At 39.1% G+C, this 13,051-nt stretch carries 13 protein-coding genes; all 13 read left to right on the forward strand.

Features of this window, described 5'->3' with window-relative positions; genetic code table 11:
• The first annotated feature begins 239 nt into the window (after positions 1-239).
• The 13 genes from lpdA to bcmE all read left to right on the forward strand — a co-directional run bounded on the left by lpdA (position 240) and on the right by bcmE (position 12,501).
• A complete protein-coding gene (gene lpdA, locus Xvie_RS06905) occupies positions 240-1,667 on the forward strand; it encodes a dihydrolipoyl dehydrogenase (RefSeq protein ID WP_086108601.1) in 1,428 nt (475 codons plus the stop codon).
• Positions 1,668-3,101: 1,434 nt separating this feature from the next.
• Positions 3,102-3,953 (forward strand): bifunctional hydroxymethylpyrimidine kinase/phosphomethylpyrimidine kinase, encoded by an 852-nt coding sequence (gene thiD, locus Xvie_RS06910; protein WP_086108654.1) that lies wholly within the window; start codon positions 3,102-3,104, stop codon positions 3,951-3,953.
• On the forward strand, positions 3,935-4,933 hold the full coding sequence (locus Xvie_RS06915) for an FAD-dependent oxidoreductase (RefSeq protein WP_086108602.1): 999 nt from the start codon (positions 3,935-3,937) through the stop codon (positions 4,931-4,933). Before thiD ends, Xvie_RS06915 begins: the two co-directional genes overlap by 19 nt.
• Entirely contained in the window at positions 4,917-5,114 is a 198-nt protein-coding gene (gene thiS / locus Xvie_RS06920; protein ID WP_086108603.1) for a sulfur carrier protein ThiS, read from the forward strand. Before Xvie_RS06915 ends, thiS begins: the two co-directional genes overlap by 17 nt.
• Position 5,115: 1 nt before the next feature.
• A complete protein-coding gene (locus Xvie_RS06925; protein ID WP_086108604.1) occupies positions 5,116-5,889 on the forward strand; it encodes a thiazole synthase in 774 nt (257 codons plus the stop codon).
• Positions 5,886-6,503 carry a thiamine phosphate synthase gene (locus Xvie_RS06930; RefSeq protein WP_086108605.1) on the forward strand — a complete coding sequence of 206 codons (618 nt, stop codon included), beginning with the start codon at positions 5,886-5,888 and terminating at the stop codon, positions 6,501-6,503. Before Xvie_RS06925 ends, Xvie_RS06930 begins: the two co-directional genes overlap by 4 nt.
• A complete protein-coding gene (locus Xvie_RS06935; protein ID WP_086108606.1) occupies positions 6,490-7,473 on the forward strand; it encodes a HesA/MoeB/ThiF family protein in 984 nt (327 codons plus the stop codon). The genes Xvie_RS06930 and Xvie_RS06935 overlap by 14 nt, the downstream gene beginning before the upstream one ends.
• 45 nt (positions 7,474-7,518) lie before the next feature.
• Entirely contained in the window at positions 7,519-7,974 is a 456-nt protein-coding gene (locus Xvie_RS06940) for an NUDIX hydrolase (protein ID WP_086108607.1), read from the forward strand.
• Positions 7,975-7,997: 23 nt separating this feature from the next.
• Complete coding sequence (locus tag Xvie_RS06945) at positions 7,998-8,474, forward strand: nucleoside 2-deoxyribosyltransferase (protein ID WP_086108608.1); 477 nt, start codon at positions 7,998-8,000, stop codon at positions 8,472-8,474.
• Positions 8,452-9,417, forward strand: coding sequence for a thymidylate synthase (locus tag Xvie_RS06950; RefSeq protein WP_086108609.1), 966 nt, complete (start codon positions 8,452-8,454; stop codon positions 9,415-9,417). The genes Xvie_RS06945 and Xvie_RS06950 overlap by 23 nt, the downstream gene beginning before the upstream one ends.
• Positions 9,418-9,472: 55 nt before the next feature.
• A complete protein-coding gene (locus tag Xvie_RS06955) occupies positions 9,473-10,192 on the forward strand; it encodes a class I SAM-dependent methyltransferase (protein WP_086108610.1) in 720 nt (239 codons plus the stop codon).
• An 88-nt stretch (positions 10,193-10,280) separates the two neighbouring features.
• Positions 10,281-11,237 carry a DMT family transporter gene (locus Xvie_RS06960; protein WP_086108611.1) on the forward strand — a complete coding sequence of 319 codons (957 nt, stop codon included), beginning with the start codon at positions 10,281-10,283 and terminating at the stop codon, positions 11,235-11,237.
• Positions 11,238-11,262: 25 nt separating this feature from the next.
• Positions 11,263-12,501, forward strand: coding sequence for a thiamine pyridinylase (gene bcmE / locus Xvie_RS06965; RefSeq protein ID WP_167376242.1), 1,239 nt, complete (start codon positions 11,263-11,265; stop codon positions 12,499-12,501).
• Positions 12,502-13,051 lie beyond the last annotated feature (550 nt).

Genomic DNA, 13,051 nt, shown 5'->3' on the forward strand with positions numbered 1-13,051 from the left:
TACCGGCCTAATGATTACTATCGTGACAGATATTTTTTCCCTGCATCTGGCAGGTTGGGATTTCTGTCACGTTAACGTGCTTTTCAGGTTATTTACAATTCTGTAAACTGCTCGCGGTGTGTACGTCCCGGTGGAATATGGTTTTTTACCCAATGGATTTCTCGTTGCAGCTAAGCGGCAATGTGAAATACGAAGGGTATTTTCGTCTGACTCGCCGGACAAACAATTAAGAGGTCATGATGAGTACTGAAATTAAAGCCCAGGTAGTGGTGCTTGGAGCAGGCCCTGCAGGGTATTCTGCTGCTTTTCGTTGTGCAGACTTAGGTTTGGATACTGTTCTGGTTGAGCGCTATTCTACTTTAGGTGGTGTTTGTCTTAATGTTGGTTGTATCCCATCCAAGGCGCTGCTTCATGTTGCAAAAGTAATTGAAGAAGCAAAAGCACTGGCACAGCATGGTATCGTGTTTGGTGAGCCACAAACTGATATCGATAAGATCCGCCTGTGGAAAGAAAAAGTTATTTCCCAGCTGACAGGTGGTCTGGGCGGCATGGCTAAAGGCCGCAAAGTTAACGTTGTTAACGGTGTTGGTAAATTTACGGGTGCTAACACTCTGGTAGTTGAAGGCGAAAACGGCGCAACAACGATTAATTTTGATAATGCCATTATCGCAGCGGGTTCACGCCCAATTCAGCTGCCTTTCATTCCACATGATGATCCTCGCGTATGGGATTCTACCGATGCACTGGAACTGAAAAATGTTCCGGGACGCCTGTTGGTAATGGGCGGTGGTATTATCGGTCTGGAAATGGGAACCGTTTATCACGCTCTGGGTTCTCAGATCGATGTAGTAGAAATGTTCGATCAGGTTATTCCTGCTGCGGACAAAGACATTGTTAAAGTGTTCACTAAGCGCATCAGCAAGAAATTTAACCTGATGCTGGAAACTAAAGTGACAGCGGTAGAAGCTAAAGAAGATGGCATCTACGTGACAATGGAAGGCAAGAAAGCACCTGCTGAACCACAGCGCTATGATGCAGTTTTGGTTGCTATCGGTCGTGTACCAAACGGTAAATTGCTGGATGCAGGTAAAGCTGGTGTTGAAGTTGATGAGCGCGGGTTTATCCATGTGGATAAACAAATGCGTACTAACGTACCTCATATCTTTGCTATTGGTGATATTGTTGGTCAGCCAATGCTGGCACACAAAGGTGTTCACGAAGGTCACGTTGCTGCTGAAGTTATCTCTGGCAAGAAACATTACTTCGATCCAAAAGTTATTCCATCCATTGCTTATACTGAGCCAGAAGTGGCATGGGTTGGTCTGACTGAGAAAGAGGCGAAAGAAAAAGGCATCAGCTACGAAACTGCAACTTTCCCATGGGCTGCATCTGGTCGTGCAATTGCATCTGACTGTTCAGATGGTATGACCAAGCTGATTTTCGATAAAGAATCTAACCGTATTATCGGTGGTGCTATTGTTGGTACTAACGGCGGTGAACTGCTGGGCGAAATCGGTCTGGCTATCGAAATGGGCTGTGACGCAGAAGATATCGCTCTGACTATTCATGCTCACCCAACTCTGTACGAATCAATCGGTATGGCTGCAGAAATTTACGAAGGCAGCATTACTGATTTGCCAAACCCTAAGGCAAAGAAAAAGAAATAATGCATTAGATTTTGCATTATTTTTGCAGAGATATTTTGTACTCAATGGGTTTCGAAAATAGATTTCAAGTTGCAGCCAGCAAGGCAGTAACTTGAAAGATGAATGAGATCAGCGGCTTCCATATTGGAGGCCGTTTTTATTTTAATCCTTGAACTACTTCCTGTGGCGGCAAAGCTGTTTGGTTGGTGCTGATAGTGGGATTATTGCAAGGCATGTCCATTAAATCAGTGCGTAATACATTATTTTTGGCGACTGAAACCTCTTATCAAAGTTATGCCCGTGAATAGTCAATGTTTGCAAATTATTATGCCTTGCGTTTTGAATTCATTTTCATTACAGCAACAACCAGAGTGAAAAAATGACTGTATTGAACTATGTTGATACATTAGTAGAATATAAAGAAGCATCGAATGCGGTAATTCATTGGAATTTATTTGGTAAAGCAGAGTTTTAAATTAAAAATATTTTCTAAATATGGAAAACTAATTCAGAATAACGTGAAAAATACATTATCGACCGTAAAAAATGATAAAAAATAGGCGATTCAGTGCTTACATGGTGGTGTCAGAATTTAGTGAAGAATATAATTTATCTCAGGATTTTAAAAGTTATTACTCATTTTTTAATATCTCTCTTAGAAAAAATGAGTAAATTGGCTTTGTGGTTTAGTGTAATTTCCCAAAACTTGTCTTTAAATAATCATTTTCAAGTCAATTTGGTATATATAGCTATAAAATTTAAATTTGTATTTCTTGGGTTAAAAATATTGTGACTGAACTCAATTTATAGATAATATATATATTAACATGGTTATATTTGTGTTATTACTATATTGCTTTTTTACATCTTTACTATCAGGTTACATGAATTATAGCCAATGGATTTCAAGATGCGTCGCGACGGTAAGGGAGAGAATCCTTGGGAGCATTGATAACTATGTGACCGGGGGAGAGTGAGCATAGTCAACAAAGAGACAACTTGAAAAACGAAGTATATATGTAGAAGTTCGAATATAGATATGCAATATGTTAGGATTTTTAGAATACCTAGATTAAAAATGAAATTCCCTAACGAATTATTAAATTTAATACACCTGTTATTTGGAAGTCAAACTGATTGATTATGTATATAAAATCATGTGACCAAAAGTAACGATATAGCTTAAATAAACACATTATAAATAATTCCCATTCATATACAGTGATATTTTTTATTTTCTATGCTTTATTATCTAGTTTAATTTATGGATTGTAGAGGGTGATGATAAATCAAAGAAAAAATCAATATCTATTAAAGTTATAGATAATAATCTGTTTGTTATTTTGAATTCCGTTAATCCTATTTATTTGATTCGGTTATTTTTTCTTGGAAACTTTTCAAAATTAGATTTGAAAGGAGCTTATTTGTCGAAGTTGGAAATTTAAGGACATAATGATGTGCCACGAAAACATACTCTTAATTAAAACTCCGGTAGCTTTGTCAATAGCGGGTTCTGATAGCGGTGGTGGTGCTGGAATTCAAGCAGATATTAAAACAATGAGTGCCTTAGATGTTTATGCGACGACAGTGATCACTGCTTTAACTTCCCAAAACACAGTTGGAATTAGGAACATTTATAGTGTCCCAGCTATTTCTGTAGCAACACAATTAGAGTCCGTATTAGAGGATATTGCTGTTCATGCAATCAAAATTGGAATGGTTCTCACTTTGGAAATTATCAAAGCGATAGTCGAGGTTCTAAGGTTTTATTGTGGACCTATAATCCTTGATCCAGTGATGATGGCCAAATCTGGTGACGTCTTGCTACAAGAGGAAGCAATGTCAATTTTCAGAACAGATTTGCTTCCGTTGGCAACGTTGATAACACCTAATTTACCTGAAGCAGCGGTCTTGCTTGGGAAAGAAGAAGCCAGAACTTTGGCTGAGGCTGAAAGCCAAGGAAGAGAATTACTAAAACTTGGAGCCAAAGGTGTATTGATGAAAGGAGGACATTTCAATAGCAATAATTGCGTGGATTTACTCATTTTACCCGAACAGCAGACAATAAATCTCACGGCAATAAGAGTCGATACTAAGAATACGCATGGTACTGGATGCACTCTTTCTGCTGCGATTGCCGCCCTTATGGCGAATGGATTGGGCTTAGTTGAAGCAGTAACCGAGGCAAAAGATTATTTACATCAGGCCATCTTAGAATCTAATAAGTTAAGAATAGGTTTCGGTCATGGCCCAGTTCATCACTTTTTTAATAAATGGGGTGAGAAACTATGCACATTACAATCATAGGGGCTGGTGTTGCGGGTCTTGCTTGTGCGGCAGAGTTCACTGCGAGAGGGGGAAATGTCCGGATTCTTGAGCGTGGATCTAAGGTGGGCGCTAAGGCGTGCTCTTGGTGGGCGGGTGGAATGCTGGCACCATGGTGTGAAGGTGAAAGTGCGGAGCTTTCAGTCGTTAACTTAGGACAACGTGCTATCGATTGGTGGGCGAATCATACTGAAACACTTGTCTCATCAGGTACCCTTGTACTTGCTTTGGGACGTGATATTTCTGAACTGAAGACTTTTGCCAATAAAACTGAGAATTACGAAAGCGTTTATTCAGACCAAATTGCAGAACTTGAGCCGGACCTTGCCGATCGCTTTCATAGGGGACTTTTTTTTAAAGACGAGGCTTTCTTAAACCCCCGTAAAGCAATTGTTCAGTTATCTGAAAAATTGGAGAGATTGGGTGTCGAGTTTGTATTCAATAATGAAGCTAATATCAGCGATGTTAGAGGAACCGATTTAGTTGTTGATTGCCGCGGGCTGGAGGCTCGTGACATATCAAAAACATTACGCGGGGTCAAAGGTGAAATGCTCTTGATTCACAGTAATGACATAAAGATTAACAGACCCATTCGATTACTGCATCCAAGAATACCTTTGTACTTAGTGCCGCGTGGTAATGGTGACTATATGGTTGGTGCAACTATGATTGAGAATGAAGAGCGTGAACGAATTTCTGCACGATCCATGTTTGAACTACTTGGTTCAACATTTGCTCTTCATCCAAGTTTTCATGAAGCTGAAATTATAGAAATAGGTGTCGATGCAAGACCTGCATTTCCAGACAATCTCCCGCGTGTCTATTGGAAAGGCGAGATTCTTTGTGTGAATGGTCTCTATCGTCATGGCTTTTTATTGTCACCTTCAATGGCACAAATGGCGGCAAAAGCTGTTTTTGAAGGAGCTAACATTCCGGAGTCAATCGATGAATATTCTAGTTAATGGTTTAGAGGTATCTGTTTCAGGTTCTAATTTAGGACAAATTCTTGAAGAGCTTGGGTATGTAAATACCGTTCTGGTAACAGCTGTAAACGGTAATTTTGTAAGTGTGCAAGAGCGTGATGAGTTTGAAATAAAAAGTGCAGACAAGATTGAAATTTTGGCACCAATGCAAGGAGGCTAATGTGCTCAAAATATACGATACAGAACTGTACAGCCGTATGATGCTTGGAACATCTCAATATCCATCGCCAACAATTTTGTCAGAAGCCGTTAAAGCCTCCAGAGTGGAGATTGTCACCGTATCTCTTCGTAGAGAGTCGGGGAAAAATAAGGCTGGACAAAGTTTCTGGTCATTAATTAAAAAATTAAATGTTCGAGTGCTCCCTAATACAGCGGGCTGCCATACGGTAAAAGAAGCAGTAACTACTGCGCACATGGCAAGAGAAATTTTTGGCACTGACTGGATCAAATTAGAAATTATTGCTAACGAAGATACTTTACAGCCTGATGTCTACGGTCTTGCTGAAGCAGCAAAGATTTTATGTGCTGATGGCTTTAAAGTCTTTCCATATTGCACTGAAGATCTCTCAGTAGCAGAAAAATTACTGCAAGCAGGCTGTGAAATCCTTATGCCTTGGGGTGCTCCGATCGGTTCTGGCCGAGGACTAAATAACATCTACGGTTTGAGAACTCTCCGCGCCCACTTTCCTGATATTCCCTTGGTTATTGATGCAGGAATAGGCTTGCCTTCTCATGCGGCGGCGGCAATGGAATTAGGCTATGACATGATCCTGCTAAATACCGCTGTAGCGCGCGCTGGTGATCCAATAATGATGGCTCAGGCATTTGCTAATGCAGTTGAGGCAGGTCGATTTTGTTATTTGGCTAAGCCAATTGAAAAGAGAGATATGGCAGAGCCTTCTACCCCTGTATTTGGTAAGGCCTATTTAACATGAAACTAGATCCGTTTTATCCCATTGTCGATAGTGCGACGTGGATTGAGTTAGTAGTCCCATTAGGAATAAAACAAATCCAATTACGAATTAAAGATGAAGATATTGAGCATATACGTAACGAAATCAGGAAAGCGAAAATAATATGTTCTCGATTTAACTGTACCTTGATCGTTAATGATTATTGGCAAATCGCTATTGAGGAAGGGTGTGACTTTATTCATCTTGGTCAAGAGGATTTGGAAGAAGCAGATTTAGACCAAATTCGTCGTGCAAACATGCGGTTGGGGGTCAGCACACATGATGGTGAAGAGCTAAGAAAGGCGATCGCATTAAACCCAGAATATATTGCTTTTGGCCCAGTTTACCCAACTATTCTTAAGAAAATGAAGTGGAGTCCCCAAGGATTAAGTCGAGTATCAAAGTGGAAGCAAGCTCTTGGTGACATTCCGTTGGTTGCTATTGGTGGAATGAAGGTGGAGCTTGCAAACGATGTATTTGACGCAGGTGCGGATATCATTTCTGTATTAACGGATATTACATTGAATGCTGATCCAGTAAATCGAGTGAAAGAGTGGCTCGCTATAACAAGAGGGCAAGGCATTGAATCGCTATGATAGGCAGCAAGTACTACAACAAGTGGGGAAGAGCGGGCAAGCAAGGATTTCTAGCGCTAAGATCTTAGTTATTGGTGCTGGTGGTCTTGGTTCACCAGTACTTCAATATTTGTGTGGAGCTGGAGTTGGTACCTTAGTTGTCGTTGATCCTGATGTTGTGGAACTTACTAACTTGCATCGACAACCTCTTTACAACGAGAGCTTAGTCGGTCTGGCGAAAGTAGATGCCGCAAAGATAGCTCTAAATAAACTTAATCCTGAAGTTGAAGTTCTTACCCATGCCACGACATTACATCCAGATAATGCTCGTTTATTGGTAAGTAATGCCGATGTCGTTTTAGACTGTGCTGATAGCTATGCCGTTAGCTACATGCTATCGGATATTTGTTCATTGCTAGAAAAGCCGCTTATCTCTGCCACTGTTCTTGGTCTTCAAGGTTATGTGGGAGGATTTTGTGCATCCGCTCCTTCTTTCAGAGCCGTTTTCCCTGACATACCAAATAATACGGCTACTTGTGCCACGGCGGGAGTCTTAGGTCCTGTAGTCGCAATGATAGGTGCTTTGCAGGCGCAAATGGCAATCGGGACTTTACTGCACTTATCCTCATCGCCTTTAGGGCAAATGGTAATTGCTGATTTAGATACTTATGCATTTTCAAGTTTTCGCTTTGATAATGCTGAAGAGCCAAAATCAGCCCCATTCCATTTCATATCAATATCATCACTAACTTCCAAGGATCTGATAATAGATCTTCGGGGGAAAGATGAGGCGCCAACTCCTGTATCCCCTGATGCGTTAAGGATGTCGGTTGATGAGTTTTGTGATGGAAGCTTTATTCCAGAGTCTGGGCAGAGAGCTGTTTTAGCATGTAGATCCGGCTTACGTGCGTGGAATGCAGCGAGAAATCTTCGTAATTATTGGGATGGAGAAATCGCGCTCATCGCTATGGCAAGTCTTGAAGCCAGATAAGGATTAAATTTTAAATTCAGTAATATCACAGAGGTGAGTTTGATTATGAGAGCAAATGAAGACCCCAAAGCGCTATCTGAGCCCAAGGTTGCTACGTTAGCCATTGTATATCATAACGACAAGATCTTATTGGTTAAGAGGAATAAACAACCTCAGCGGCTTGGTTGGGGTTTTCCTGGTGGCTCCGTACTGCCTGGTGAAAGTTTAAAGGATGGTGCTCTAAGAGAACTCAAAGAAGAAACTCAATTAATAGCTACAGTAGAAAAAATTCTTTCTGTAGTCGAAGTAAATGAATTTGATAGCGACGGTATCCACCATCACTTCATCTTAGTACCACTTCTCTGTAGTTATTTATCGGGAACTCCTGTTGCTGGAGACGATGCACTGGAATGCCGCTGGATGAGTTTCAGAGATATTTACAGTCAATCAGAAACACTAATTGAACATGTTGCAACAGTAGCTCGGGAAGCTGAAGCAATTATCAGAACACGAGCTAATTAACATCAGAATAAGGCCCATAATATATGAAAAAGATGTTTTTAGCTGGACCGTTTAAAGCATTAGTAGATCCTGAATGTCATGTTATGTCACATAAAGATATCGATCAATTCCAAAGTATCATCGAATATTTTGAAGAGCGAGGATGGTCTGTGCATTGTGCTCATAAACGTGAAAAATGGGGACGTGAATTTATGGTACCTTCTCAATGCACACTCATTGATTACGAAGAAATTAGTAAGTGTGACTATTTTGTAGCCTTCCCTGGCGTCCCTGCTTCACCTGGTACGCATATTGAAATGGGTTGGGCATCAGCGATGAAAAAACCAGTAGTGCTTTTGCTTGAAGAGAACGAAGAATACGCTTTTTTAGTCCAAGGGTTGGGTGAAATCACTTCAGTTAAGACATTGAGTTACAGAAAAGAAGCTGGTGTTGATATCACTCAAATAGAGATGTTAATTGAAGAATTCGAGAACGTTCATGAATCGTTATCACACATTTAATCAATTGTACATTGAGACACTTGATCTGATTAGTAATAACTATGAATTTGAAAATAGCCCACGTGGGCATTCCGAACGTGAGGTTCTTGGTTTTAGTTGTAAATTGACAAACCCATTATCGAGATATTGCTTTCATCCCATGAGAAAGCAAAATGTAATTTTCAATTATGCAGAAGCCCTATGGTATCTTTCAGGAAAGAATGATCTTGATTTTATATCCTGGTATGCCCCGTCTATGGCCAAGTATTCAGCAGATGGGAAAACTCTGCCTGGCACTGGCTATGGAAAAAAACTGTTGCACTTCGGATCTGACGACCTGAACCAAATTGCTAGAGCTGTCGATATTATCAAAAATGATGACGTTGATAGTAAGAGAGTGTTTATCCAAATATTCAGTGCGGATGAAGATATCTATAAGACTAATATAGACGTATCATGCACTTTAGGGCTGCAATTGCTCTTGCGTGAAGGAAAACTACATATGGTTGCATACATGCGGGCTAATGATGCGTATGTGGGGATGTTAGGAGATATTTTTTCATTCACTTTCATTCAAGAGTTCATAGCTTCAATGCTTGGGTGTGAAGTGGGTCAATATACTCATAACGTGGGCTCGATTCATATATACCAGTCTAATCAGGAGAAAGTCCAATCCATACTAGAGCGTCCATTTGAAACATTTGAGCCAATATGTTCACCGCCTGTAATGCCTAAATCAGATTTTTCAGTGGTATCCAAGGTCCTCGAATATGAAAAGAAAATTCGTTGCTCTGAATTGTCTTTGAACGATATAAATCATCTTCCATTAGACGAGTATTGGATAGAAATTATCCGTCTCTTTAAAGTAAATACTTATTTCCAAAGTGGGAAGAGTGTGCCTGATATGCTGATTGAAAGTGTCCATCCATTTCACAGATCTTTTTTATTGAACAGGTTGAAATAGGTGAAATCTAGGCTTTATTGATTATTACTACACATGAATGAATATGAGGTAATAAATGGGTACTAATTGGATGAATGAAGAGGTTTCAAACTTATTTGATCAATATGATGATTATTTGGAGGAGAGGCTTGGGTACAAGCCGTTAATTAAGAACCTTAAGGAGAGCTTGGGTCAAAATATATCAGTTCTTGATTACGGTTGTGGTGGTGGGAAAGTATCACGTCGGCTAATTGCTGGAGGCATAAAGGCGGTAACGGGAGTGGATATCTCACAAACCATGGTGAATAAAGCTTCCAGTAATATCAATCGTGGTAATAGTTCTTATCATCAAATCAATACGGGTGTCCTTAGTTTCAAGGATAATACTTTCGACGCCGCTATATGTTGTTATGTGTTCATCAATAATAATGAAAAATCTGATCTTTTGAAAATAGTTAAAGAAGTTCATAGGACATTAAAATCTGGTGGCATTTTTTACATATTGGATACTAATCCGGATTCAACCGGAATTAAGTTCAGTTCTTTCATGAACGGTGAGCCAAATAAAAAATACAATGATGGAGAACGAAGATCAGTGTATTTAGATCTGCCAGATGGAAGTATTTTTGAGATTTCAGATACGCATTGGCATAAAGACACATATTACGAAATTTTGACCGAGGCCGGGTTTAAAACTATTGAGCTTTTTGAACACAATGACGCAGATACTTCAAAGGATACTGAAGGTCTACAATATTATCCACCTTTCGTAATGTTCAAAGCTACTAAATTCTAGATACTCGATATTTGTTGGTGGAATCCCTTACTTGTTACAAAGATGCTGATAAGGGGTTCTACATGATTAGTTTCGAAGGTAAATTAAGATGGCATTAGTGAGTTTAAGTAGATTGAGATCCAACAGATATGCTTTTGGCCTATTATTGGCAGTGATAGCAACTTGCCTATATTCACTTAAAGGCATTATTGTGAAAATTATGTATAAAAATGGCATTGATAGCATCAGTGTTATGGCACTCAGGATGTTCTTTATATTGCCAATTTATATCCTTATTGGAATAAGGGTTTATACAAAACTTACTTTCAAACAAGCGCAATCAATTAAGTCTAACTGGTACTTGTGTTGTTTGATTGGTGTTGTTGGTTACTACTTATCAAGCTTCTTCGATCTGAAAAGTCTGAATTATTTAAGTGCACAACTTTCCGGATTACTCTCGTTTACCTATCCAATATTTGTTTGTTTTATAAATTGGTTTTTGTTTAAAGAAACATTTAAAAAAGATATGTGGCTGACGCTTTTCTTGAGTTATAGCGGTATTATTCTGCTCTTATCGTATGAGTTCAACTTCGGAGATACTTCCAATGTATTGTTTGGAGCAGTATATGCCGTTGGAGGGGCACTGGCCTTTGCTTGTTACATGGTCTTTAGTAAACGTTTTATGTCTAAAATACCAAGCACTATGTTCACTAGTATTGCGATGGGAGCCGCGAGCATATGTGTATTTATACATTTTCTGACAGAAGAGGGATGGAAAGACATAAATTTAACCCTACAAGTCTTGTTACTTTCTTTGACGATCGCAATAGTTTGTACTATTGCCCCTTCTTTTCTCTTGAGTGAAGCCATTAACTGCATTGGCACTAATCAGGTTGCAGTTATGGGAGCATTTGGTCCGGCGGCGACAGCTCTTATGGCAGTTTTCATACTATCAGAGCCATTCAGTAGTTATCATTTTTGGGGAATGGCTCTGGTTGTTCTATCGGCAATTTGGACATTTTTGATGAAATTTATAAAAACCAAATTACATTACACAAGAGACTAATCTCCCCAATTGTAAGGGAATAAATGTGAATATTTTAAAGTTTAGGCAAGTTAAGTATCTCATTGTATCTTGGTTTGTTTCTATCTTGGCAATTGGTTCAGCATTTGCTCAAGATATCAGTGTCGGTTTATATCCTTGGGTACCTCGCGTAGAGCAGTTTCAGACAGAACTGACTAAAATTTGGAAACAAAGATATCCAGATGACAACCTCATTTTTGTAGCTAAGGAAGTTTGGGACGGGGGCTATAATACAAATCCATCAGACCAATTGGATGTTTATGTATTTGATGCAATTAATATGAATTATTTCGCTCAGAATGGCTGGTTGTTGCCTCTGGGAAAATCGGATATTGATGATTTTGATGATTTCTTTGATTACGCAGTCGATGGAATCAAAATGGTAGGCACGGAATTATATTGGGGAATTCCTCAAGTGGGATGTGCTCGTCTGTTGTTTTATCACGCTAATGATACTGAAGTGCATATAGCTCAGACATTAACCCAACTAAAAACAACGTTAAATTCCTGCCAATATACAGGTCAGGTTCCACCAAATAAGACAGGATTAATGGTGGATATGAGTGGTTCAACGACAAATGCCAGCTTATATTTGCAGGCAGTTTATAGTCTCTATAATCAGATGCCAATGAACCTGCCATTCAATTCTGCTGAGTTTGATGCTGATGCAACAGCAAATTTAAGATCCATTATGGAGATGTCTAGCTATGACAATTCCACTAAGGAGACAGCTAGTTATCAGCATGGTGAATGGTTTGAAAAAGGGCATGGCAGAGCATTTGTGGGTTTCACTGAATCAATGGCAGTTATGAGTAGCGGAACCCTAGATAATATCGAGTTCAAAGTGATGCCATTATCGAATAATACCGAAAGTAATTCTCTATTTTATGCTGATATTGTCGGAGTTTATCCGAAGCAAAATCGAACTGATAAAGAGCTATCAAAGGTCAAAGAGCTGGCAAATGTTATGGCATCAAAAGATTATATGGTTTCAAGCTCAAAGCCTATTCCGGGTGCTTTACAGGGACCTGAATCAAACCCGCAGTATCTAATGCCCTTGCGAAAATCCATTTTTGTTACGTTGGGACATGAATATCCCATTTATAACAAGATGAGAATGCTTGTTGAAAATAGTTCTCCGGTACTTTTTATCATGAATGAGCAAAGTAGAACCTGGATAAGGGAAACAAAAGAAAATCTTCAATCAGCGATTAGAAAGGATTTTGCATGTGAGATTTCACCATAATTGAACATATAATTTTTTAGATTTTAATTTACCTTAAAGACTGGATTGTTCATAAGTAGAATCTTCATGTAATTTTAATCAATATCACTAATGGCGCAGAAATAATCTACTCTGAACGTTGAAATTTTATCTAGTGGTTAACAACTTTATATCGTGATTATCACTTTTATTGAGTGATAATCCGACAACTGATCATCAGGGATGCTGTTGTGAGTTTATGATTACTAACCTGAGTATTGGATTTGCCGCCCAATTGTAAGAAAATTTTAGGCTGAAATCGCAACAAATAGTATTTAAAACCTTAATACGCTCTTTATGCGCATTTATCTAGCATTTTATCATTGTTCAATGTTGATTTTATGTGAATGAATTAACATGCTATTCAAATTTTGGTATGCTAAGCGCCCGAAGCTGAGCATAATTCCAATGTTATGCGAGCAAAATCCTCTGACCTGGCACCCTTGATGATTGTTTTAGGTGATTGTTTTTGGATGATCGTTTTCAATGATCGTTACCGGGTGCAGACAGCCGGGTATATAAAATGACAATG

The organism is Xenorhabdus vietnamensis, from assembly GCF_002127535.1.
In the GTDB taxonomy this organism is placed as follows: Bacteria; Pseudomonadota; Gammaproteobacteria; order Enterobacterales; family Enterobacteriaceae; genus Xenorhabdus; species Xenorhabdus vietnamensis.

Excerpts from the sequence above, each read along its gene's own strand:
- lpdA (WP_086108601.1), top strand. The coding sequence starts at position 240 with ATGAGTACTGAAATTAAAGCCCAGGTAGTGGTGCTTGGAGCAGGCCCT.
- thiD (WP_086108654.1), top strand. The coding sequence starts at position 3,102 with ATGTGCCACGAAAACATACTCTTAATTAAAACTCCGGTAGCTTTGTCA.
- Xvie_RS06915 (WP_086108602.1), top strand. The coding sequence starts at position 3,935 with ATGCACATTACAATCATAGGGGCTGGTGTTGCGGGTCTTGCTTGTGCG.
- thiS (WP_086108603.1), top strand. The coding sequence starts at position 4,917 with ATGAATATTCTAGTTAATGGTTTAGAGGTATCTGTTTCAGGTTCTAAT.
- Xvie_RS06930 (WP_086108605.1), top strand. The coding sequence starts at position 5,886 with ATGAAACTAGATCCGTTTTATCCCATTGTCGATAGTGCGACGTGGATT.
- Xvie_RS06940 (WP_086108607.1), top strand. The coding sequence starts at position 7,519 with ATGAGAGCAAATGAAGACCCCAAAGCGCTATCTGAGCCCAAGGTTGCT.
- Xvie_RS06945 (WP_086108608.1), top strand. The coding sequence starts at position 7,998 with ATGAAAAAGATGTTTTTAGCTGGACCGTTTAAAGCATTAGTAGATCCT.
- Xvie_RS06950 (WP_086108609.1), top strand. The coding sequence starts at position 8,452 with ATGAATCGTTATCACACATTTAATCAATTGTACATTGAGACACTTGAT.
- Xvie_RS06955 (WP_086108610.1), top strand. The coding sequence starts at position 9,473 with ATGGGTACTAATTGGATGAATGAAGAGGTTTCAAACTTATTTGATCAA.
- Xvie_RS06960 (WP_086108611.1), top strand. The coding sequence starts at position 10,281 with ATGGCATTAGTGAGTTTAAGTAGATTGAGATCCAACAGATATGCTTTT.